Source organism: Microbacterium sp. EG9 (genome assembly GCF_059759475.1).
In genome coordinates, this window is record NZ_CM186217.1 from 194,593 (window position 1) to 217,420 (window position 22,828).

Sequence of the window (22,828 nt, forward strand, 5' to 3'; positions counted from 1 at the left end):
CGGCGTTTTGCTGTCGCCGCGTGGCTGCAGCAGATGCGGAGAGTGGTCGCGGATGCGGAGGGTGGGGGCCGTGGCATCCGATTCTGTGACCGTGGTCCGATTCTGGTGGTGGCGCGGGGTGCGCTCGCGCGCGGCTGCAGTAGATGCGGAGGGTGGTCGCGGATGCGGAGGGTGGGGGCCGTGGCATCCGATTCTGTGGCCGTGGTCCGATTCTGGTGGTGGCGCGGGGCGTGCTGGCGCGTGGCTGCAGTAGATGCGGAGGGTGGTCGCGGATGCGGAGGGTGGGGGCCGTGGCATCCGATTCTGTGATCGTGGTCCGATTCTGGTGGTGGCGCGGGGCGTGCTCGCGCGCGGCCGCAGCGGATGCGGAGGGTGATCACGGATGCGGTCGGGGGATGCCGCGGCATCCGAATGCGGTGCGACGCTCCGATTCTGCGGCGTCCTCGGTGGACGCCGCGGTCACGTCTGGCAGACGGGGCACCAGAAGACGATGCGCTCGCTCGTCTCGGTCGCGCCCAGCTCGGTGCGGCGGATGGGCGTGCCGCACCGCCGGCAGGGCTTGCGCTCGCGCCGATAGACCCAGTTCTGCCGACCCGGTCGGGTGTCACCGGTGAAGGTCCGCGATGGTCGGTCCCGGTTGGCGGTGATCATCCGCGCGGCGGTGTCCACCAGACCCGCGACATCCACGTCGGCGGCCGGCGTCGTCGGCAGGATGCCGCGGACGAACAGCAGCTCGTTGGCGTACTCGTTGCCGAGCCCGGCGAGATTTCGCTGATCGAGGACCGCCACGTGCACGGGCCTCCCATCGGCGGAGAGGCGGCGCGCCGCTTCGGCCGGGTCCCAGTCGGGGCCGAGCAGGTCGGGACCGAGGTGGCCGACGAGGGCGTCCTCCTCGCTGGTGGGGACGAGGTCGACCATCGCGATCTCGAAGCCCACGGCATCCACCTGCGCGGTGCCGACGATGGCGCGCGCCTGGAAGGCGGGGGAGCGCCACCGCTCGCCGCGGCGGAACACGAGCCAGCGGCCCTCCATCTTGAGGTGCGAGTGCAGGGTGAAGCCGCCGATGCGCATCAGCAGGTGCTTGCCCCGCGGCACGACCTCGTGCACGAGCTCACCCGTCAAGTCGGCCGTGGCGTACCGCGGCACGCGCAGGTCGAAGCGGGTCACCTCGGCGCCCGAGAGCGCCTCGTGCAGCCGTCGGGCGGTGCGGAACACGGTGTCGCCCTCAGGCATGCGCCCCTCCGTAGATCGCGCGGCCGCCTCCGGCGCCCCCGCGGGTCACCGCTGCCGCCGCAGGGTCAGCCCACGGCTGGACTCGACGAAGCCCGCCGTCTGCAGCGCCCGTCCGGCGGGCGTGCCGTAGACGAATGCGCCCGACACCTGCTCGACGGTCAGGGTGTCGAGGTGCCGGCGTCGCGCCGTGTCGACGAGGCTGGCGGCAGCGGCGGCGAGCACGTCGTCGTCATCGCTGAACACGAGCGCAGAACGTCCGCCGCGTTCGAGATAGAGCACGAGGGCGCCGTCGACGAGCGTCACGAGTCCTCCCGCCTTGCGTCCCGGCCGGTGCGCGACCGCCTCCAGCGCCGGCCACGCGAGCGCGGCGCCGTAGGGGTTGGCGGGATCGGTCGCGGCGAGCGTCACCGCCCGCAGCGGCGCGGGATCGGGCAGCGCGGCGTACTCGCGTAGGCGGTCGACGGTGGCGGATGCCGCGAACTGAGCCGCCCCGAGCTTCTCGATGAAGTATCCGCGACGGCAGTGGCCCGCATCCTCGAAACCCGCCAGCACACGGTAGGTCTGCGCGAAGCCGCCGGGCACCCCCTCCGCCTGCACCGCCCCGCGCGTGACCACGCCGTAGCGCTCCAGCAGCAGGCTCGCGGATGCCGCAGCGCGAAGCGCGGCGTCGGCGGACTGCTGCGGCAGCAGCGACCACCGGCCGCCCACGAGGGGAGGGCGCGGGGGTGCCGCCCGCGGTGCCGTGACGGTCGCTGCGATCGAGGTGCCCCGGAACATCCGCGCCCGCGGCGTGCGCCGCGTCGTGCGATGCGCCTGCGATCCGCCGGCGAGCAGGCCGCGCACCGGCGCGAAGGTGTCGTTCGTCACCCGTCCGGTCCAGGTCAGGTTCCACAGCGCCTCGACGACCGCCTGCTCGCTGAGGGCGGACGTCATACCGGCGAGCTGGCCGGCGAAGAAGGCGCCGCCCGCGCCGAGCGCGTCGAGGATCCGCTGCTCCAGTTCCGTGGGCGGCTCGGGGTCGTCGGGCAGGGCGAGGGTGAGCGGCACGGCGTCGATCGGGTGCAACGCGATCCACCCGTCGCGCCCCGGCAGCGAGCCGTGCCCCGACCAGACGACCTCGCCCGTCGAGGTGAGCTCGTCGAGCATCGCGGGCGTGTAGTCGCTGACCCGCGCGGGCAGCACGAGCGACTCCCACGCGCTCGCCGGGAGGGGGACGCCCGCGAGCTGCTCGATCGCGGCGAGCACTCCGTCGACGCCCTCCATCGGACGGCCGCCGGCCGACCCGGCCACGTGCTGCCAGGCGGGCAGGAACCGTGCGTACGACTCCGGGGCGACGGGCTCGACCGTGCCGCGGATGGCCGCCAAGGACCGCAGCCGCAGGCGCCTCAGCACCTCGCTGTCGCACCACTCCAGGTCGTCCACGGGGGTGCGTCCGTCGGTGGTGGCGGCGTCGGGCAGGAAGAAGCCCGCCGACACGCGCCCCTGCGACTCCAGGCGTTGCAGCGTCTGCCGTGCGACCGCCGTGCCGACGCCGAGGCGCGTGGCGACGTCCGCCGTCCGGAACGGGCCATGGGTGCGGGCGTGGCGGGCGACGAGGTCGGCGAGCGGGTCGGCGACGGGCTCGAGGAAGGCGAGGGGGATGCCGACGGGAAGCGCCGCTCCGAGAGCGTCGCGGAGCCGGCCCGCATCCTCGATGGCGGCGACGCGCTCGACGCCGCCGACCGTGACGCGGATCGCGCGACGCGCGTCGATCAGCTCCCCGAGCAGGGACGCCGCCACGGCCTGTGCCGCAGCCGGATCCGCGGCCGTCGCAGCAGCGTCCGCGGCCGGATCCGTCTCGTCCCCGGCGGGGGCCGGCGTGACGTCGGGGGCCTCGAGGCGGGCCGCGACCTCCGCGGCATCCAGGGGCCCGAGCAGGCGCAGCAGGTCGGCCACCCCTTCCACGCCGCGCACGCGGCGCGACGGATCGAGCCGCTGCGCCTCGCGCTCGAACTGCGCGATCACGGCGGGGTCGAGGAGCTCCCGCATCTCGACCTTGCCGAGCAGTTCGCCGAGCAGTGCGGGATCCACCGAGAGCGCGGCGGCCCGGCGCTCGGCCAGCGGCGAGTCGCCCTCGTACATGAACGCGCCGACATATCCGAAGAGCAGATCGCGTGCGAACGGCGACGGCTGGCTGGTCGTGGTCTCCACGAGGCGGATGCGCCGGTCGCCGATCGACCGCGCGATGCGCAGCAGGGCGGGCAGGTCATAGACGTCCTGGAGCACCTCGCGCAGCGTCTCCAGGATGATCGGGAAGGTGGGGTGGTTCTTGGCGACCTCCAGCAGCTGCGCGGACTTCTGCCGCTGCTGCCACAGTGGCGAGCGCTTGTTGGGGTTGAGGCGGGGCAGCAGCAGGGCGCGGGCGGCGCACTCGCGGAAGCGCGAGGCGAACAGCGCCGAGCCGCCCACCTCGTCGGTCACGAGCCGTTCCAGCTCGTCGGGTTCGAAGACGAACAGGTCGGCTCCCGGCGGCTCGCTCTCGGCATCCGGCACGCGCGCGATGATGCCGTCGTCGCTCGCGACCGCCGACCCCTCCACGCCGAGCCGCTCGCGGATGCGCGCGTTGACGGCGAGAGCCCAGGGCGCGTGGACGTGCATGCCGTACGGGGAATGCAGGATGATGCGCCAGTCGCCGACCTCGTCGCGGGAACGCTCGACCGTCAGGGTGCGGTCGGTGGGGAGGCTGCCCGTCGCCTCCTTCTGCTCGTCGAGATAGGCCAGCAGGTTGCCGATGGCGTTGTCGTCGAGCCCCGAGTCGCGAAGACGCGCGGTGGCCTTCTCGGAGCCCGCGGCGGCGACCTCGCGGGAGAAACGCCCCAGCGCCTCGCCCAGCTCGGCGGGCCGTCCGAGGCCGTCGCCGTGCCAGAACGGCAGCTTGCCCGGCTGGCCGAACGCGGGCAGCACGTTGACGCGATCATGGGTGATCTCGACGATCCGCCAGCTCGTGGTGCCGAGGGTGAACACGTCGCCCACCCGCGACTCGTAGACCATCTCCTCGTCGAGCTCGCCGACGCGTGCGTTGCGGGTCTCGCCGGCGACGAACACCCCGAACAGGCCCCGGTCGGGGATGGTGCCACCGCTCGTCACGGCGACGCGTTGCGCACCGGGGCGCGCCGTCAGGGTGCCGTGATCGCGGTCCCAGACGACGCGCGGGCGCAGCTCCGCGAACTCGTCGGAGGGGTACTTGCCCGCGAGCAGGTCGAGTGTCGCCTCGTACGCCGAGCGCGGGAGGGTCCGAAACGGTGCCGAGCGGCGCACGGTCTCGAACCAGCCCTCGACGTCGACCACGCCGACGGCGCAGGCCGCGATCGTCTGCTGGGCGAGGATGTCGAGCGGGTTCTGCGGCACGGCGATGGCCTCGATCTGCCCCGCCAGCATCCGCTCGGTGACCACCGCGGTGTGGAGGACGTCGCCGCGGTGCTTCGGGAACAGCGCGGCGCGGCTCACCTCGCCCACCTGGTGTCCGGCGCGGCCGACGCGCTGCAGTCCGGACGCCGCCGACGGCGGTGCCTCCACCTGGATGACGAGGTCGACCTCGCCCATGTCGATGCCGAGCTCGAGCGAGCTCGTCGCGACCACGCAGCGCAGGATGCCGCGCTTCAGCTCGTCTTCGACCTGCGCGCGCTGCTCCTTCGACACCGAGCCGTGGTGGGCCTTCGCGAGCTCCGGAGGGGCGCCGGCGCTCGCGCCCGCCTGCGCCATCGTTTGAGCGGGGACCGTCGCATCGGGCAGCTCGAGGCCGAGGCGTTCCGCGTAGATCTCGTTGAGGCGCCCGGTCAGTCGTTCCGCGAGCCGCCGCGAGTTCGCGAACACGATCGTCGAGCGGTGCGCGAGCACCCGGTCGACGATCGCCTCCTCCACATGGGGCCACACCGATCCGGTGATCTCCGTGGGCGGCGACGGCGCGAACCAGTCGCCGTCACCCTCGGCATCCGCCGTCTCGCCCTCGGCGGCGGCATCCGGGCGGTGCTCCGGCGGGGGCGGGGGGTTGAGCATGTCCGACATCGGCACGACGACGCGCAGATCGAACGCCTTCGTGGCGCGCGGAGCGACGATCTCGACCGGGACGGAGCCGCCCAGGAAGCGCGCCACCTCGTCGATCGGGCGCACCGTCGCCGACAGTCCCACCCGCTGCGCGGCAGGACGATCCGGATCGTCGCCGCGGCGCAGGGCGTCGAGCCGTTCGAGGCTCACCGCCAGGTGGGCGCCCCGCTTGGTGGCCGCGACGGCGTGCACCTCGTCGACGATCACGGTGTGCACGTCGCGCAGGGTCTCGGCCGCCTGGGAGGTGAGCATCAGATAGAGCGACTCGGGTGTCGTGATGAGGATGTCGGGCGGGTCGGTGACGAGCTTGCGGCGGTCGGCGGCGGGTGTGTCGCCCGAGCGCACGCCGACGGTCACCTCCGGCAACGGGATGCCGAGACGGCGCGCGGCCTGGCCGATGCCCACCAGCGGCGAGCGGAGATTGCGCTCCACATCGACGCCGAGGGCCTTCAGCGGCGAGATGTAGAGGATGCGCGTGCCCGCGGCATCCTTCTTCGGCGGCCTCTTTCTGGCCGCCCCGGCGGGCGCGGCGTCGACGGGGACCGCGCCGTCGGCCGGGGCAGTGGCCTTCTCCCGGAACACCCGGTCGATGGCCCACAGGAACGCCGACAGGGTCTTGCCCGAGCCGGTGGGGGCGACCACGAGGGCGTGCTTGCCGGCCGAGATCGCCTCCCATGCCCCGGTCTGCGCGGTCGTCGGCTGGGCGAAGGCGCCACGGAACCAGTCCTGGGTCGCAGGACCGAACCGCTCCAGCACATCGGCCATCGATCCATCATCCCGCGGACCGCCGACACGCGGGGTGCGGCGCGTGTTCCGTATTCAGTCTCCGCGGCGTCATCGGGCGGTGGCGGGCCCGGAATCATGCGGTCCGGCGCCGCTGCGGCACCCGGGGAGACTGAATACGGACGGCCGGGCCGGCTCGGCCGGTCGGCCGGGCCGGCCCGACCAGCCGTGCCACCCGGGCGGCCCCAGCTCACCCGCTCAGCCCACCACAGACTCGGCGAGCCGGCCGTCGCGCAGTTCGAGGACGAGGTCGGGCTCGATGCGGCGCAGGAAGCCGTCGTCGTGGCTGACGACCAGCACGGCGCCGCGGAACGCTGCCAGTGCCGCGACGAGCTGATCGACGGTGTCGAGGTCGAGGTTGTTCGTCGGTTCGTCGAGCACCAGCAGCTGGGGCGGCGGGTCGGCCATCACCAGGCAGGCCAGCGCCAGCCGGAACCGTTCGCCGCCCGACAGCGCCGACACGGGCCGCAGCACCGTGTCGCCGCGCAGGAGGAACCGTGCGAGGCGGTTGCGCAGCTCGACGTCGCCGACCCCGGGCGCCGCGCGCCGCAGGTTCACCAGCGGCGACGCCTCGTCGTCCAGGCCGTCGACGCGCTGCGAGAGGTAGCCGATCCGGTCGGTGTGGGCCACGGCATCCACATCGGTCGGGGTGCCACGACCGTCGCCGACGAGGCGCTCCAGCAGCGTCGTCTTGCCGGCGCCGTTCGGACCGACCAGGGCCACCCGCTCCGGCCCCTGCACCGTCCACGACCGCTCCGCATCGCGGATCGTCGCGATGCGGCGGCCGGCGGCCACCCGCGGGTCGGGCAGGTCGATGTGCACGGACTCGTCGTCGCGGACGCGACGTTCCGCGACGTCGAGCGCGGCGCGGGCCTCCTCCTCCTTCCCCCGCGCCTCCACGCGGAGGCGGCCGGCCGAGACCTGGGCGGCACGCTTCTTCCCACCCATGACGATCTTCGGCGCGCGCTTGTCCATCGACGCCTTCCTGCCGACCGCGGCCCGCGTCGCGAGCACCTGTTCCTGATGGATGCGGTCGCGCTTCTCGCGCCGCACGTGCTGACGCGCCGCCGCCTCGGCCTCCCGCGCCGCCGCCTGCTCCGCCTCGTGCGCATCGCGCCAGTGCGAGTAGGGTCCACCGAACGTCGTCAGCTCGCTGTCGTAGAGCTCCGCCGTGTCGTCCATGAGATCCAGCAGCGCGGTGTCGTGGCTGACCACGATGAGTGTCCCGCGCCAGCCCCGCACCAGCTCGTGGACGCGGGCGCGGGCGTCGCGGTCGAGGTTGTTGGTGGGCTCGTCGAGCAGGGCGATCGGGGCGCCGCGCAGTCGGATGCCGACGATCGCCGCGAGCATCGCCTCGCCGCCGGAGAGCTCTCCCACGCGACGATCCAGCGCGTCGGGCGGCAGGCCGGCCTCGGCGAGGGCGGCCACGGCGCGCGCCTCGACATCCCAGTCGTCGCCGACCGTGTCGAAGTGACGCTGATCGACGTCGCCGGCGCCGATCGCGCGGACGGCGTCGAGGGCGCCGGCCACGCCGAGCACGTCCGCGACGCGCGTCCGGGGGTCGAGCCGCTGGGCCAGCATCTCGACGGCGCCGGTGCGGACGACGGCGCCGGATGCCGGGACGAGCCGTCCCGCGATGAGTGCGAGCAGGGTGGACTTGCCGGTGCCGTTTCGCCCGATGAGCCCGGTGCGGCCGGTGCCGAACGCGCCGGAGACGTCGTCCACGGCGATCGTGCCGTCGGGCCAGGCGAAGGTGAGGCGGTCGAGGACGACCGCGGGTGAGGGGTGGGGCATGGGAGCCTCCTGTCGATGTCGTGAACGATGTCGGGGCGCAGGCGCGCACGACACCGTTCCCGGGACGACGGGAGGGTCGACGGCCGGCGCGGAAGGATGCGCCGACGCGTCGGAGAACCCGGTGTCCGAGGAGGGACGGAGGGTCGACGGCTCAGCGCGGGATCACAGCGCGGCGTCGAAACCCTTCAACGGTCTTCCTCACACTCGGGACAGGAACCCGGACAGCCTACCTCAGCCCGCGGCGCCCTCGCCAGGGCGGCCGGCGGCGACGTCGTCGAGGCGCTTCTGCAGGAACACGCGGACGTCGTCGAGCTCCTCCTGCGACACGCTGTGGGTGAGTCCCGCGTAGACCCGACCGCTGAGCTCGACGTGCTCGGGGAGCCACTGGACGGTGTGGGCGACGGCGGCGGGCGGGATCACCTCATCGCGGGCGCCGCGTCCCCAGAAGACCGGGGGGCGCCGCTCGGCCAGCCGTGCGTCGGCGGGCAGCGGCGACGGGTCGACGTATCCCGCGAGATTGACGGCGAACGCGAACCGCTCGGGCCGCAGCCGGAGGGCTTGCAGGGCGACGGCCGCACCCTGCGAGAAGCCGAGGATGCCGATGGTCTCGGCATCCGTCGCCGCCTCCACCCACGCGATCAGCGCCTCGGCGGCGTCGGTCACCGCCCCGCTCGAGCGGCCGTCGAGACCTTCGATGGGGTACCAGGACCAGCCCGGCGCGGGAAACGGCGGAGACAGCGGTGCGCGCACGGCCGCGAACACATACGCAGCGGGCAGGAACGGGACCAGGCCGAACAGGTCGCGCTCGTCGGAGCCGTACCCGTGCAGGAGCAGCAGCAGCGGTCGGCCCGCGCGCTCGGCGGCGGGCGCCGACCACAGGACGGCGTCGTCGTCGATCGCGATCGCGCTCATACCGACATCCTCTCAGCCTCCGCCGACACCGCGGCCGTGCTCGCGGGGGCACCCGACCGCCGGCGTCGACGGGCGTCGCGGACACGGGGCGACCGGAGGTGCGGGTATACATGAGGCATGGCCGTTCGAACCCCCGACCCCGATCCGAACGAACGCGACGACGACGGGACCCCCCGCGATCCGCTCCGCGGCTTCGGCGGCGGGCGTCCGGGCCACCCGATGGGCGACGGCTCGTTCGGCTCGCCCACGCCGGGCAGCGCCGCCAACCCGGGGTGGCTGACCGACATCGAGCTGGCCGAGGCGCGTCGGCGACTGCCGATCCTGTACGTGGAGGCCGTTCCGGTGCGCACCGACGGCGTCGGTGCGGTCACGCAGGTGGGCGTGCTGCTGCGCGCGACGCCGCTGGGGGAGATCACCCGCTCGATCGTCTCGGGGCGCGTCCGCTACGGCGAGACGGTGCGCGACGCCCTGTTCCGCCACCTCGAGAACGACCTCGGCCCCATGGCGTTCCCGCAGCTTCCGCCGCAGCCCGTGCCGTTCACGGTGGCGGAGTACTTCCCGCTGCCGGGCGTCAGCGCCTTCCACGACGATCGCCAGCATGCGGTCTCCCTCGCCTTCGTCATCCCCGTGACGGGCACCTGCGAGCCGCGTCAGGACGCGCTGGAGGTCACCTGGATGACCCCGGAAGAGGCGTCGTCGGAGTCGTTGGCGGCCGAGATGGAGGGCGGCCGCTCGACCCTCATCCGTCTGGCGCTGGCGAGCGTCGGCGCTCTGCGCTGACGCACCGCCCGTCTCACCCTCACCCCGCCCCCGCCCCGATTCAGAGGTGATCACCGTGCCCCGCAGCGAGATGCTGGTCGACTTCGCCGGCGCCCTCCCGCTCGCGCTGCTGCTCTCCTTCGTCATCGCGTGGGTGCTCCGCCGCATCTTCGGCGCCCGCCTCTCCCTGCCGCTGTCGGTCATGACGATCGTCTCCCTGCTCGGGGTGAGCCTGGGGCTGTTCCTCGCGGGCTGGTTCTTCTTCGGGCTGCGACTGTGGATGCCGACGTCGCTGCTGCTGGCCGCGGGAACGAGCCTGGGACTGTCCTTCGTCGTCGCCGGCATCGCCGCGATCGTGCGCCGCGACGGTGCCATCGACGTCGCCGCGCTGCTCGAGAAGGGCGAGAGCGAGCAGGTCGAGTTCAAGGAGACGGCGCGCTGGAACGTCCGTGACGACAAGAAGGACGCCCGCATGGAACAGGTCGTGGCCAAGACCGTCGCCGCGTTCCTGAACAGTGCCGGCGGCACCCTCGTGATCGGCGTCGACGACGACGGCCGCGTCCACGGCCTCGACCGCGACTTCGCGACGCTGCGCACCCCCGACGCCGACCGCTTCGAGCTGTGGTTGCGCGACATGCTGGCGGCGAGCCTCGGCAAGAACGCCGCCGCCATGCCCCGCATCCGCTTCGCCGAGGTCGAGGGGCGCACGGTCTGCGCCGTGCGGTGTCCGCGCGCCGCCGAGCCCGTCTTCGTGACCCAGGGCGCCGCGAAGGAGCTCTGGGTGCGGGTCGGCAACTCGACGCGCGCCTTCGGTGTGGACGAGGCGCTCACCTACGTCGCCCGGCATTTCCGCCCGACCGTGGCCGACACCCTGTTCGGGCGCCGCTGAACCGACCGTCGTAGCCGTCGAGCCCTCGGTGCGCCAACGGCGCGCCGTCGTAGGCTCGGAGCATGACCGCGATCGAGCCCCTCGCCTTCCCGACCGACGCCCCGGGCTGGAGCGCCTTCGCGTCCGCCCGCCCGGCCGCCGCCGTCGCCCTCGTCGCCGACCTCGACGCACGCCTCGCCGCGGCGGACGACGACCTCGACGCCGCGACACGCCTGGAGCTGTGGAACGACGCCGACCTCGCCCTGCGGCAGGCCACGAGCGAGGCGTATCTGCTCAGCGAGGCGCATCCGGATGCCGCGGTGCGCGCCGCCGCGGAGGAGCAGGTGCAGGCGCTGGAGGCCCTGTCGGCCGCGCGACTGCTCGACGACCGCCTCTTCGCCGCGTTCGCGGACCTGCCGGACGACGGTCTCGACGCCGATCAGCGCCGGCTGCTCGACCACCTGCGACGCGACTTCCGGCGCGGCGGCGTCGCCCTTCCCGACGCGGAGCGGGAGCGCGTGCGGGAGCTCACCGACCGCGACACGCAGCTCAGCCTGGAGTTCTCGCGCAACGTGCGCGACGGACGGCGCGAGATCCGGGTGCCGCCCGCGGGGCTCGCCGGCCTGCCGCAGGACTTCATCGACGACCACCCCGTCGGCGACGACGGCCTCGTCGTGCTCACCACCGAGTACACCGACCTCATGCCCGTACGGGAATACGCGACGGACCGGGCCACGCGCACCGCGCTCGTCGAGGCCTACAACGACCTCGCCTGGCCCGAGAACGACGCCGTCCTCGCGGAGCTGCTCGCCGTGCGGGCGGAGCGGGCGCAGCTGCTCGGGTATGGCGACTGGGCGGACTTCGAGACCGAGACGCGGATGATCGGCGCCGGTCGCCCGGACGGCGGCAGCGCGGCCATCGCGGAGTTCCTCGCGCGCCTCGACGAGGCCTCGGCGGCGGCCGCCGCGGCGGAGTATCCCGTGCTCCTCGCGCGGCTCCAGCGCGACGACCCCGCCGCCACCGAGGTGACCATCGCCGACTTCTTCTACCTGCTGAGTGCCCTGCGCCGCGAGCGGCACGACGTCGATGCGCAGCTCGTGCGCTCGTACTTCTCGTTCGACCGCGTGCTGCCGGGCGTCCTGGCGACCACGTCGCGGCTGCTCGACGTCGAGTACGTGCCGGTCGACGTGCCCACCTGGCACCCCGACGTCCGCTCCTACGACGTCGTGCGTGCCGGGGCGCGGCTCGGCCGCATCCACCTCGACCTGCATCCGCGCGACGGCAAGTACAACCACGCCGCGTGCTTCCCGCTCGCCCCGGGGGTGACCGGACGGGTGCTCCCCGAGGCCGTGCTGCTGTGCAACTTCTCGCGCGGGCTGATGACGCACGACGAGGTCGTCACCTTCTTCCACGAGTTCGGCCACCTCGTGCACGACATCCTCGGCGGCGATCAGCGTTTCGTCCGCTTCTCCGGCGTCGCGACCGAGTGGGACTTCGTCGAGGCACCCAGCCAGCTCCTCGAGGAATGGGCCTGGGATGCCGAGGTCCTCGCCTCTTTCACCGCCGACGCCCACGGGCAGCCCATTCCGGCCGATCTGGTCGCCAAGATGCGCGTCGCCGACGGCTTCGGCCGTGCGCTGGAGGTGCGGCGCCAGCTCGGTCACGCCAACGTGTCGTACCACCTGCACGTCGATCGACCGGCCGATCTGCAGGCCGCGACGGAGCACTGGTACGCCTCGACGAGTCCCGTCCAGCCGCTGCGGGGCCGGCATCCGTACGCCGGTTTCGGCCATCTGACGGGATACGGCGCCTGCTACTACACGTACCAGTGGAGCCTCGTGATCGCCCGCGACCTGCTCTCGGGGTTCGGGGGCGATCTGATGGATGCCGAGGCCGCGACCCGCTATCGGCGCGAGATCCTCGAGCCCGGGGGACGCCGCGACGCGACCGCGCTCGTCGAGGCCTTCCTCGGGCGCCCGTACGCGTTCGATGCGTACCGGGAGTGGCTCGCCGGGGCGTGACCGCTCCGCGGATGCGGCGGTGAGAGCCCGGCCGCGCCGGGATCAGGTGAGGCGCGCGAGCTCCGCGACGAACGCGTCGACGTCGTCCTCCGACGTGTCGAACGAGCACATCCAGCGGACCTCGTTCTTCGCGGCATCCTCCCCACCGGCACTCGACGGATCGCCGTCGCGCTCCGTCGAGCCTCCGCCGGCGGGGCCCCAGTCGTAGAAGCGGAAGCTCTCGCGCAGCGCATCGGCGATGCCGTTGGGCAGGGTCGCGAAGACCCCGTTGGCCTGCGTCGGCTGGCTGAAGCCCACCCCGGTGATCGACCCGTCCGCGATGCCCGCCTCGACGCCGGCGCGCAGGCGCTGGGCCATCGCGTTGGCGTGCCGGGCGTTGCGCAGGTACAGGTCGCCCTCCAGCAGCGCGAGCAGCTGCGCGGAGATGAAGCGCATCTTCGAGGCGAGCTGCATGTTGAGCTTGCGCAGGAAGAGCAGGCCCTCCGCGGCATCCGGGTTCAGGACGACGACCGCCTCGCCGCCGAGCGCGCCGTTCTTCGTGCCGCCGAAGCTCAGCACGTCCACGCCGGCGTCGGTCGTGAAGGCGCGCAGCGGGACGTCGAGGGCGGCGGCGGCGTTGGAGATCCGGGCGCCGTCGAGGTGCAGGCGCATGCCGTGGGCGTGGGCGTGGTCGGCGAGGGCGCGGATCTCGTCGGGGGTGTAGAGCGTGCCGAGCTCGGTCGACTGGGTGATGGAGACCACCAGCGGCTGGGCGCGGTGCTCGTCGCCCCACCCCCAGGCCTCGCGGTCGACGAGCTCGGGGGTGAGCTTGCCGTCGCGGGTGGGGACGTTCAGGATCTTGATCCCGGCCACCCGCTCGGGCGCGCCGCCCTCGTCGACGTTGATGTGTGCGGTGGATGCCGCGATCACGGCGCCCCAGCGGGGGAGCATGGACTGCAGGCCCACCACGTTGGCCCCGGTGCCGTTGAAGACGGGGAACGCCTCGGCGGATTCGCCGAAGTGGCGGCGGAAGACCTCCTGCAGACGGATCGTGTAGGCGTCTTCGCCGTAGGCGATCTGGTGGCCGTGGTTCGCGGCGGCGATCGCCTCGAGGATCTCGGGGTGGACGCCGGAGTAGTTGTCGCTGGCGAAGCCGCGGGCGGTCGTGTCATGCAGAGTGGTCACGGGTATCCAATCTAGTTCGGGGGCGCGAGTCCGCGGCGTCGCAGACCGCGGCCCGCCGCCCCCTGGCCCGAACTCCTCCATCGAGGCGGGCGTATGGGGCGACGGGGCCGCGTCCGGCGGCCAGGGGCGTGCGATGGAGGAGTTCAGCCCGGGCCGAGGGTGATGACGGCGTCGTTGACCTCGTCCGCTCCCCGGTCCCAGAGGCCGAGGAACGCCGCCGCGAGCTCCTCCTCCAGACCCTCGAGCGCGCGCACCCGGAAGATCGTGGATGCCGCCGCCGGCGCGCGGTGCGCGCCGCGGGCATCCGCGGCGAACCCCTGGGCCATCGCCCGCGCCCACGCCTCCTCCGCCGCCTTGACGGCGGCGTAGTTGGCGCCCCCCGCCAGCGGGCGCGCGACCGCGGTCGAGGAGACGATCGCAACCCGCGCGGCATCCGAGGCGATCAGGTCGCCCCAGAAGGCGCGGGTGACGTGCCGCTGGGCGGTCAGTCCGGCCTCGAGCGCGCGGTAATCGGCGTCGCTCTGGCCCGGCAGCCCGCCGCCGCCGCGCCATCCGCCGACGAGGTGCAGGATGCCGTCCACCGGCGTCCCGTCGGCGCGGAGCGCCGCCGCGAACGCGCCCACCTCGGCCTCGTCGGTCAGATCGCACACCGCGGTCCGCGCGCCGAGATCGCGCAGCCCGCCGAGCTTCGCGTCGTCGCGGCCCACGGCGATCGCGACCGCCCCGGCGCCCCGGAGCGCGCGCACCGCCGCGCGCCCGCTCGCACTCGTGGCACCCGCGATCACGACCGTGCGCCCGCGGACCCCGTCACCCATCGCGACCCGTGATGCCCGCCGTCGAGGCGATGACGCCCTGCATCTTCTTGTCGAGCGCCTCGAAGAACATCGAGAGCGGGAACTCGTCGTCGAGCACCGCGTCGGTGTACCCCTTCGGCGCGCCGGCGAGCACGTCGTCGGGCAGGCCGCGCGCCCAGGCCGAGGCCGGATGCGGGGTCACGACGCTGCGCACGAGGTCGTAGGCCGCGAGCCAGTGGGCGACCTTGGGGCGGTCGATCGACTCCCAGTACAGGCGGTCGATCGCGTCGCTGAGGGCGATGACGGCGTCCGGCACCCCGTCGCAGTCGAAGGCGAGCGCGGTGTCGGTCCAGTGCAGCACCCCGCGCCGGTGCAGCCACGCGAACAGCAGCTGGCCGCCGAGGCCGTCGTAGTTGCGCACGCGCGAGCCGGTGATCGCGAACCGGAAGATCCGATCGAAGATCACGGCGTACTGCACCAGGCGCGCGTGGTCGAGCATGGCCGTCTCGGCATCCGTCAGCGGGTGACCGTCCGCCGCGCGTGCCGACAGTCGCGCGGCGATGCCCACGCATTCCCGGTACGCCGTGAGGTCGCAGCGCAGCTCCTCGAGCGTGTAGAGGAAGTAGGGCATGCGCTGCTTGATCATGAACGGGTCGAACGGCAGGTCGCCGCGCATGTGGCTGCGGTCGTGGATGAGGTCCCACATGACGAACGTCCGCTCGGTGAGGCCCTGATCGGCGAGCATCCGGGCGACGCCGTCCGGCACGTCGAGCTTGGTGATCTCGGATGCCGCGGCCACCACCCGCCGGAAGCGTGCGGCCTCGCGGTCCTGGAAGATCGCCCCCCACGTGAACGAGGGGATCTCGCGCATCGCCACCGTCTCGGGGAAGAGCACGGCGGAGTTGGTGTCGTAGCCCGAGGTGAAGTCGATCAGCCGCAGCGAGACGAACAGGCCGTTGGTGTAGGTCTGCTCCAGCTCGCCGATGAACTCCGGCCAGATCACCTCGCAGAGCACGGCCTCGAGGTGCCGGTCGCGCGACCCGTTCTGCGTGTACATCGGGAACACGACGAGGTGGCGGAGGCCATCCACACGGGCGCGCTGGGGCTGGAAGGCGACCAGCGAGTCGAGGAAGTCCGGCACGGGGAAGTCGGCGTCCGCCCACCGGCGGAGGTCGACGACGCAGGTCGAGAGGTAGTCGGCGTCGTGCGGGAACAGCGGTGCGAGGGTGCGGATGCCGGCGGCGATGGTGTCGATGAGGTCGGCGGCGACGGCGCGGTCGGCGTCGCCGGGAACCGAGCCGTCCTGCGCCTGCAGCGGTTGCAGCCGGCCGACGGCATCCTTCAGCGCCTGCCAGGCGGGCTGCTGCTCGAGCGGCACCATCGGTCGGTCGTCTTCGACGACCTCGGGCTCTCCGATGACGGACTTCGTGGGCGTGTAAAGGGACATGGTGGGCACCTCCGCTCGTCGAGACAGGAATATTTACGGCAAGACTGCCTCTCATCGGATATTCTTCCATGCATGGAAGATGATGTCGACCGTCGGATCGTGGCCGAGGTTTCGAGAGACGGCCGGATGACGCTCGCCGACCTGTCGGCCGCGGTCGGGCTCTCGATCTCCGCCGTCCAGGCCCGCCTCAAGCGGCTGGAGTCGCGTGGCGTCGTCACCGGCTACCGCGCGCTCGTCGACGCCGAGGCGGTCGGGCGCCCGCTGGCCGCCTTCATCGAGATCACTCCGCTCGACCCGGCTCAGCCCGACAACGCCCCCGAGCTCCTCGAGCACCTCGACGCGATCGAGGCCTGCCACTCCATCGCCGGTGACGCCAGCTACATGCTCTTCGCCCGTGTAGCGTCGCCGCGCGCCCTCGAAGACCTCGTGCGTGAGATCCGGCTCGCCGCCGCGGTCCGCACCCGCACGACCGTCGTGCTGCAGACCTTCTACGAGCACCGACCGCTGGTGCCGCAGTCGGGCTGACGGCGCGGACCGCGCGAACCAGGCGGTCCGATCCGGCCCGGCGCGCGCCGACGGCGATACATCGCTCGATGGATGCCGCCGCGCGCGGCGGTCGCGTAGCGTCGTAGCGTGTTTCGGACGCTGACCCGCATGCAGCTGACCGTCGACATCGTCGCGGCCGGCCTGTTCGCGCTGTTCGCACTGTTCGCGACGCTCGTGCCGTCCGACGGGATCGGGTCGGCGATGGTCCCCTCGCGGGTCGCGCTGATCGTCGCGCTCGCGCTCACCCTCGTCTTCTCCGGGGCCGCCGCGGTCCGCCGCCTGGCACCCGAGCTCGCCCTCGCGGTCTGCTGGGCCGCCGCGGTCCTCCAGATGGCCACCGGCCTGCCGCCGCTGCCGGCGAACATCGCCATCTTCGGGGTGCTCTACACGACCGCGGCCTACGGCGCGCGGCGCACCTTCTGGTTCGGGTTCGCGTCGTCGCTGCTGGGGGCGGTGGCCATCGCGATCTACATCATCGTCATGCCGCTCGTGCTCGGCCAGTGGACCACCAGCGGCATCGGCACCTACGTCTTCGCCACCGCGGCGACCTTCGCCTCCGCCGCCTTCGCCCTCCTGCTCGCCTGGACCGCCGGCGCCCTGGTCAGAACGAGCCTGCGCGCCCGCGAGAACCGTCGCGCGCAGGAGCTCGCCGAGGCCACCGCCGTCGCCGAGGCGGAGCGCACCCGCATCGCGCGAGACATGCACGACGTCGTCGCCCACTCTCTGGCCGTCGTCATCGCCCAGGCCGACGGGGCGCGGTACGCCGCGGCATCCGACCCCGCCGTCGCCGCCGTGACGCTCGGCACCATCTCCACGACGGCCCGCGCCGCGCTCTCCGACGTCCGGATGCTGCTGACCCAGCTGCGCCACACGCAGGCGGAGGGCCCGCAGCCGACCCTCGCCGACCTCGAGCAGCTCTACGCGCAGGTGCGTGCGGCGGGTGTGACGCTCCGGGTCGACGTCGATCCGGCACCGGTCGGGGAGGTGCCCGCGGCCGTGCAGCTCGCGGTGTTCCGCATTCTGCAGGAGGCGCTCACGAACGCGCTCCGCCACGGCGCCGATGCGGCCGTGGGCGTCGATCTCGCGTGGCACGCTGGGGGAGTGGAACTGACCGTGCGCAATCCCGTCGCCCCTGTCGAGACCGCGGGCGGCTCCGTCGCCGGCGACCGATCCGCCGAGGAGTACCGCGGGCACGGCCTGATCGGCATGCGCGAGCGTGCGCAGCTGGTCGGAGGCCAGCTCGACGCGAGCCGGCAGGGCGCCCTGTTCGTCGTGCGGGCGCGGCTGCCGATCGCGCCGTCCGCCGCCGGGGGACAGGCATGAGCGCCCCGATCAGGGTCGTCCTCGTCGACGACCAGGCCCTCTTCCGTGCGGGGATCCGCATGGTGATCGATTCGCAGTCCGACCTCGCGGTCGTCGGCGAGGCGGGCGACGGCGCCGAGGGCGTGCGCGTCGTGCGCCAGACCCGGCCCGACGTCGTGCTGATGGACATCCGGATGCCGGTGATGGACGGCCTCGCCGCGACGGCCGAGCTCCTCGCCGATCCGACGCTGGCCGCCGACCCGCCCCGCATCGTCATGCTCACCACGTTCGACCTCGACGAGGCGGCCGCGCGGGCGATCCGGCAGGGGGCCAGCGGCTTCCTCCTCAAGGACGCCGACCCGGAGTTCCTGCTCGCCGCGATCCGGACGGTGCAGTCGGGATCGGCGGTCATCGCCGCCTCGGCGACCCGCGAGCTGTTCGCGCAGTTCTCCGAGCCGTCGCGCACCATCCCCGAGACCTTCACCGAGCTGACGGATCGCGAGCGCGAGATCTTCGCCCTCGCCGCCCGAGGACTGTCCAACGCCGAGATCGCGCAACGGGAGTTCCTCTCCGAGGCGACCGTGAAGACGCACATCAGCCGCATCCTCGGCAAGCTCTCCCTCCGCGACCGGGTGCAGCTCGTCGTGTTCGCCTTCGAGCACGGGCTGGCCTGACCCTCGGATGACCCGCCGGTCGGCGGCGGGGCCGCCCCCGACCGTCCGGGTGCGTCATCCTCGCGATGTACGCGTTCGCGACCGCAGGCCGACGCGGTGCCCGTGGTCGCGTCCGTAGCGTGAGGGGCATGGAGATCACGACCACCGAGCTGGGCCTCGCCGCCCGGGTGCAGAGCGTCACGAAGACCTACGGAGCCGGCGAGACGGGGGTGCGCGCACTCGACGGCGTGACCGTCGGCATCCGTCGCGGGGAGTTCACCGCGATCATGGGGCCCTCCGGGTCGGGCAAGTCCACGCTCATGCACATCATGGCCGGACTGGATGCCGCCACGACGGGCCGTGCCTGGATCGGCGACACCGAGATCACGGGGCTGTCCGACCTCGAGCTCACCCTGCTGCGGCGCCGGCGCATCGGCTTCGTCTTCCAGTCCTTCAACCTCGTGCCGACCCTCGACGCGCTGAGCAACATCCTGCTGCCGTTCGACCTCGACGGGCGCCGGCCCACGGCGCTGGAGCGCGCCCGCATCGAGAGCCTCATCGACTCCCTCGGCGTGCGCGATCGACTGCGGCACCGCCCCCACGAGCTGTCGGGCGGGCAGCAACAGCGCGTGGCGATCGCGCGCGCCCTCGCCACCGCACCCGACCTGGTGTTCGCCGACGAGCCGACCGGCAACCTCGACTCGCGCTCCAGCCGTGAGGTGCTCGCGCTGCTGCGGACCGCGAGCCGCGAGCACGGGCAGTCGATCGCGATGGTCACCCACGATCCGATCGCGGCCGCCCACGCCGATCGCGTCCTCTTCCTCGGGGACGGGCGGGTCGTCGCCGACAAGCCCCGGCAGAGCGCGGAGCAGGTCTCGGCGTTCATGCTCGCGTCCGAGGTGGCGGTGTGAGCGCCGCCGTGGCCGATCCGGTCTCGCTCGGCGCGCCGGCGGCGATCACGTCCCGCGCGTCGCGGCTCGCGTGGGTGCGCGAGCGGGGGATGGGCGCGACCGTGCTCGTCGCCGCCATCTCCGCGGCTTTCGGTGTGCTGCTGCTCACCGCGACGGGCTACATCGCGGCATGGGCGCGCTCCGACCCGTATCTCGGCAACAGCGAGACGGTCGCGATCGTGCTCGGCATCCTCAGCGTCCTGCTCGTCGGCGTCGCCGTGTACGTCGCCGCGATCGTGACGGCGAACACCTTCGCGACGATCGTCGCCGGGCGCACCCGTCACATCGCCATGATGCGCCTCATCGGCGCGTCCGCCCGTGCCCAGCGCCAGGAGGTCGGCCGACAGGGTCTCGGCGTCGGGATCATCGGTGCCGTGGTCGGTCTGGCGGTGGGCACCGCGGCCGCCGCCGTCCTGGTGCGGCTCGCCGACGCGCTGCTGGGCATCACCGCCGGCTACGCCGTCGCGCAGCCGGTGCTGCTTCTGCCCGCCGCCGTCGTCGCGCTGACCACGTGGGCGGGTGCATGGAGCGGATCGCGGCGGGTGCTGACCGTCACCCCGTTGCAGGCGCTCGCCGGATCGGCCCCACGCACGCACGAGCAGACCCGCTCGCCGGCGCGCGATGTCGCGGCCGTCATCCTGTCTTTCGCCGGGGCGGCGCTGTTGGCCGGAGGCGTCGTCGTCGGGCTCGTGTCGCCGCTCGGCGTCATCGTCGCCTTCTTCGGCGGCATCCTCTCCTTCACCGGCCTGACCCTCGGCGCCGTCATCGTCATGCCGCCGCTGCTGCGCCTCACCGGACGCCTGTTCGGCCGGTCGGCGCCGGCGCGACTCGCGGCCGAGAACGCCCTGCGTTACCCCGAGCGGGCGAGCCGCATGGCGATCGGGGTGGTCATGGGCGTGACGCTCGTCGTGATGTTCGCGGTCGCCGGCGCATCGGTCAAAGCCGTGATGGCGTCGTCGTCGGGGGGAACGCCGCCCGCGGAGCTCGATCGCGTGCTCGACACCTTCGCCGCCATCATGATGGGACTGGTCGCCGTCTCGGCCGTGATCGCCGCCGTCGGCCTCGTCAACCTGCTGACGATCGGCGTCGTCCAGCGACGTCGCGAGCTCGGACTGCTGCGGGCCCTCGGCCTCTCCTCCCGCCAGGTGCGACGGGTCGTGCTGCTCGAGGCCGTGCACGTCACCATCACGGCGCTCACCTTCGGGCTCGTGCTGGGCGTCGCCTACGGGTGGGTGGCCGCGCAGTCGCTGCTCGGCTCGGTGGCCGTGCCGCCCGCGCTCTCCGCGCCGACGCTGGTGGTCCCGGCCGTGCCGTGGATGCCGGTGCTCGTCGTGGTGCTGGCCACTGCGCTCCTCACCGTCGTCGCGACGGTCGTCCCGACGCGGTTGGCGACGCGGGTGACGGCCGTGGAGGCGCTCGCCGAGTGAGGACCCGGATGCCTGGGGGTGTCCGGTGCCGGCTGTCGCGGTCAGGCTTCGACCGCGACAGTCGGCGATTCGTCGCGGTGGGCGTCGGGGTCGAAGGCCCAGGTCGGCGCGAGCGCGGCGAGGCGGGCGCCGCGCCACTGCCACGTCGCCCAGAGCACCGGCCAGAGCGCGGGCGCGGCGGCCCCGCCGATCACGAGCCGGTCGCGCCACAGCGTCTTCGACGGGTCGCCCGGCGCCGGCGCCACCGCCATCTGGTGGTCCCACACGTCGAGGGCGGCCAGCGGTCCCGTCAGCGGGATGCCGCTGTCGCGGAAGATCCGCACGGGGCCGTGGGCATCGACCGTGTGCCGCTCGCTGACGTGGATCAGCTGCGATCCGAGCGGGACGACGCCGGCGACGCCCATCGCCACCGGGACGTCGGCGCCCGGCACGAGTCTGGTCGGCAGGCCTTCGGCGGCGAGCGGCGCGAGGTCGAGGAACGGACCGTAGAGGTCGGCGACCGCCCGCGGTGAGTGCAGGGCGCGCCACGCGGCATCCGCATCGCAGTCGAGGACGAGCTTGAGCATGATCCGCATACCGCCAGTCTCGCACCGGTGCCCCCGTAGCCTGGAGACATGGCCTCCCCGTTCGATCAGTCCCGGTACCAGGTGCGCCTCGAATGGGGTGCCGACGGCCTCGATCGCGTCGCGGCGTCCGACGTCGTGGTCGTCGTCGACGTCCTGCGGTTCTCCAGCACGGTCGCCCGCCGCGTCGCGACCGGAGACGCGGTGGCGCTGGACGACGCCGCGCACGCCGCGTCGGTGAACGGTGCCGCGATCGCGGCGCGTGCGGGCGCGACCGGCGCCGTCGTGCTGCTCGGTGCGCTCGTGAATGCGGCCGCCGTGGCCGACGCGATCCTCGCGGAGCAGCGCCGCCGCGGCGCGCGCACGAGCATCCTCGTGCTCGCCGCCGGTGAGCTCTCCGGCCGCGAGTCCGATGCGCGGCTGCGGTTCGCCGTCGAGGACCTGCTCGGCGCGGGAGCCGTCATCGACGCCCTGGGTGCGCGCGGCATCGACCACACGTCGCCCGAAGCCGCCGCCGCGGGCGAGGCCTTCCGCGGGCTGCGGCCCGCCGTCCGCCACCTCCTCACGGCGAGCGGCTCGGGACAGGAGCTCATCGGACGCGACGCGCGTGACGAGGTGCTCGCGGCCGCAGAGGTGGATGCCGCGGCATCCGTGCCCGTCCTGCGCGCGGGCGTGTTCGTGGCCTACGCCTGACCCGGCGCTTCGGGGTGCTTCCGCTCGGCTCGGGGCGTTTCGACTCGCTGCGCTCGCTCAACGACCGGGCCCCCGCCACCCCCCCCGGTCGTTGAGCGAGGAGCGCAGCGACGAGTCGAAACGCGGCGCCCGCCCGCCCTCCGGTCGTTGAGCGAGGAGCGCAGCGACGAGTCGAAACGCCTGCCCTCCCGCCGGTCGTTGAGCGAGGAGCGCAGGGAAGAGTCGAAACGCCCGACCGCACTCCCCGGTCGTTGAGCGAGGAGCGCAGCGACGAGTCGAAACGCGGCGCCCGGCAGCGGCGCCGTCAGCGCCCGGCGCCGACGGTCTCGCGCGGTGTCATCGCCGCGCGCCGCGTGGCCGAGGAGATCTCACGCCGGGTCCAGGTGAACAGGAACCGGTCGTCGAACGAGCGCGAGCACCGGGCGCACGAGGTGGGGCGCGTCGCGCGGCGGTGCCGATAGGCGACGTGACCCGCGGGGCACACGCCGACCCAGGGGGCGAGCTCGGTGGCCGTCTCGCCGTGGTGGGTGGTTCCGCCCGTGTAGCCGAGTGCGCGCGCCGTGCGTTTCCACGCCGCCCCGTGGCCGGTGCGCGGTCCGGCGAGGGCGTGGGCGATCTCGTGCAGGAGCGTCTGCCGGTTGGTCTCGTCGTCGTAGCGGGCGGCGAGGTAGCGCGACACGGTGATACGCCGGCGGGTGTAGTCGCAGGCGCCGGCCCGTCGCTTCGCGTTGTCGAACGCGAACGTCCAGGAGGTGTCGAGATGCGCGTGGATCAGCTCTTCGGCCTCGCGCCGGACGACGTCCAGATCGGTCATGCGGTCACGCTAGAGAGGGGCT

At 73.3% G+C, this 22,828-nt stretch carries 18 protein-coding genes; 9 read left to right on the forward strand and 9 right to left on the reverse strand.

Features of this window, described 5'->3' with window-relative positions; genetic code table 11:
* Positions 1-459: 459 nt before the first annotated feature.
* The 4 genes from AC6CQV_RS00840 to AC6CQV_RS00855 form a co-directional block, all read right to left on the reverse strand.
* A complete protein-coding gene (locus AC6CQV_RS00840; RefSeq protein WP_498260010.1) occupies positions 460-1,233 on the reverse strand; it encodes a DNA-formamidopyrimidine glycosylase family protein in 774 nt (257 codons plus the stop codon).
* A gap of 45 nt (positions 1,234-1,278) precedes the next feature.
* The gene (locus AC6CQV_RS00845) at positions 1,279-6,081 is read right to left on the reverse strand and encodes an Lhr family ATP-dependent helicase (RefSeq protein WP_498260011.1); all 4,803 of its coding nucleotides are present in this window, start codon (positions 6,079-6,081) and stop codon (positions 1,279-1,281) included.
* A gap of 216 nt (positions 6,082-6,297) precedes the next feature.
* Entirely contained in the window at positions 6,298-7,893 is a 1,596-nt protein-coding gene (locus tag AC6CQV_RS00850; protein ID WP_498260012.1) for an ABC-F family ATP-binding cassette domain-containing protein, read from the reverse strand.
* Positions 7,894-8,124: 231 nt separating this feature from the next.
* A complete protein-coding gene (locus AC6CQV_RS00855) occupies positions 8,125-8,805 on the reverse strand; it encodes an alpha/beta hydrolase (protein WP_498260013.1) in 681 nt (226 codons plus the stop codon).
* Positions 8,806-8,922: 117 nt separating this feature from the next.
* Between AC6CQV_RS00855 and AC6CQV_RS00860 the strand changes: the two genes are divergently transcribed.
* The 3 genes from AC6CQV_RS00860 to AC6CQV_RS00870 all read left to right on the forward strand — a co-directional run bounded on the left by AC6CQV_RS00860 (position 8,923) and on the right by AC6CQV_RS00870 (position 12,453).
* Positions 8,923-9,585, forward strand: a complete 663-nt coding sequence (locus AC6CQV_RS00860) for an NUDIX hydrolase family protein (protein WP_060958379.1) — start codon at positions 8,923-8,925, stop codon at positions 9,583-9,585.
* A 55-nt stretch (positions 9,586-9,640) separates the two neighbouring features.
* Positions 9,641-10,453: an AlbA family DNA-binding domain-containing protein gene (locus tag AC6CQV_RS00865; protein ID WP_232783938.1), complete on the forward strand. Its 813-nt coding sequence runs from the start codon at positions 9,641-9,643 to the stop codon at positions 10,451-10,453.
* Positions 10,454-10,515: 62 nt separating this feature from the next.
* Positions 10,516-12,453 (forward strand): M3 family metallopeptidase, encoded by a 1,938-nt coding sequence (locus AC6CQV_RS00870; RefSeq protein ID WP_498260014.1) that lies wholly within the window; start codon positions 10,516-10,518, stop codon positions 12,451-12,453.
* 42 nt (positions 12,454-12,495) lie between these two features.
* Here AC6CQV_RS00870 and AC6CQV_RS00875 read toward each other — a convergent pair whose 3' ends face one another.
* The 3 genes from AC6CQV_RS00875 to AC6CQV_RS00885 all read right to left on the reverse strand — a co-directional run bounded on the left by AC6CQV_RS00875 (position 12,496) and on the right by AC6CQV_RS00885 (position 15,858).
* Positions 12,496-13,617, reverse strand: coding sequence for a threonine aldolase family protein (locus tag AC6CQV_RS00875; protein WP_498260015.1), 1,122 nt, complete (start codon positions 13,615-13,617; stop codon positions 12,496-12,498).
* A gap of 143 nt (positions 13,618-13,760) precedes the next feature.
* Positions 13,761-14,432: an SDR family oxidoreductase gene (locus AC6CQV_RS00880; protein WP_498260016.1), complete on the reverse strand. Its 672-nt coding sequence runs from the start codon at positions 14,430-14,432 to the stop codon at positions 13,761-13,763.
* Positions 14,425-15,858, reverse strand: a complete 1,434-nt coding sequence (locus tag AC6CQV_RS00885; RefSeq protein WP_498260017.1) for a DUF6421 family protein — start codon at positions 15,856-15,858, stop codon at positions 14,425-14,427. The genes AC6CQV_RS00880 and AC6CQV_RS00885 overlap by 8 nt, the downstream gene beginning before the upstream one ends.
* Before the next feature lie 72 nt (positions 15,859-15,930).
* Here AC6CQV_RS00885 and AC6CQV_RS00890 point away from each other — a divergent pair, with 72 nt between their 5' ends.
* The 5 genes from AC6CQV_RS00890 (at position 15,931) to AC6CQV_RS00910 (ending at position 20,736) form a co-directional block, all read left to right on the forward strand.
* A complete protein-coding gene (locus AC6CQV_RS00890) occupies positions 15,931-16,383 on the forward strand; it encodes an Lrp/AsnC family transcriptional regulator (protein ID WP_101306908.1) in 453 nt (150 codons plus the stop codon).
* Between the two features lie 108 nt (positions 16,384-16,491).
* Positions 16,492-17,727: a sensor histidine kinase gene (locus tag AC6CQV_RS00895; protein ID WP_205283490.1), complete on the forward strand. Its 1,236-nt coding sequence runs from the start codon at positions 16,492-16,494 to the stop codon at positions 17,725-17,727.
* Positions 17,724-18,380 (forward strand): response regulator, encoded by a 657-nt coding sequence (locus tag AC6CQV_RS00900; protein ID WP_060958385.1) that lies wholly within the window; start codon positions 17,724-17,726, stop codon positions 18,378-18,380. The genes AC6CQV_RS00895 and AC6CQV_RS00900 overlap by 4 nt, the downstream gene beginning before the upstream one ends.
* Before the next feature lie 128 nt (positions 18,381-18,508).
* A complete protein-coding gene (locus AC6CQV_RS00905) occupies positions 18,509-19,270 on the forward strand; it encodes an ABC transporter ATP-binding protein (protein WP_101306906.1) in 762 nt (253 codons plus the stop codon).
* The gene (locus AC6CQV_RS00910) at positions 19,267-20,736 is read left to right on the forward strand and encodes an ABC transporter permease (RefSeq protein ID WP_498260018.1); all 1,470 of its coding nucleotides are present in this window, start codon (positions 19,267-19,269) and stop codon (positions 20,734-20,736) included. The genes AC6CQV_RS00905 and AC6CQV_RS00910 overlap by 4 nt, the downstream gene beginning before the upstream one ends.
* Before the next feature lie 41 nt (positions 20,737-20,777).
* Here the strand turns inward: AC6CQV_RS00910 and AC6CQV_RS00915 are convergent, their stop codons facing one another.
* Positions 20,778-21,311 carry a hypothetical protein gene (locus AC6CQV_RS00915; protein WP_498260019.1) on the reverse strand — a complete coding sequence of 178 codons (534 nt, stop codon included), beginning with the start codon at positions 21,309-21,311 and terminating at the stop codon, positions 20,778-20,780.
* A gap of 39 nt (positions 21,312-21,350) precedes the next feature.
* On the opposite strand from AC6CQV_RS00915, the gene AC6CQV_RS00920 reads away from it, so the two are divergent.
* Positions 21,351-21,992 carry a 2-phosphosulfolactate phosphatase gene (locus AC6CQV_RS00920; RefSeq protein WP_191009089.1) on the forward strand — a complete coding sequence of 214 codons (642 nt, stop codon included), beginning with the start codon at positions 21,351-21,353 and terminating at the stop codon, positions 21,990-21,992.
* A gap of 304 nt (positions 21,993-22,296) precedes the next feature.
* On the opposite strand, the gene AC6CQV_RS00925 is transcribed toward AC6CQV_RS00920, so the two are convergent.
* Entirely contained in the window at positions 22,297-22,806 is a 510-nt protein-coding gene (locus tag AC6CQV_RS00925) for a SprT-like domain-containing protein (protein WP_498260020.1), read from the reverse strand.
* Positions 22,807-22,828 lie beyond the last annotated feature (22 nt).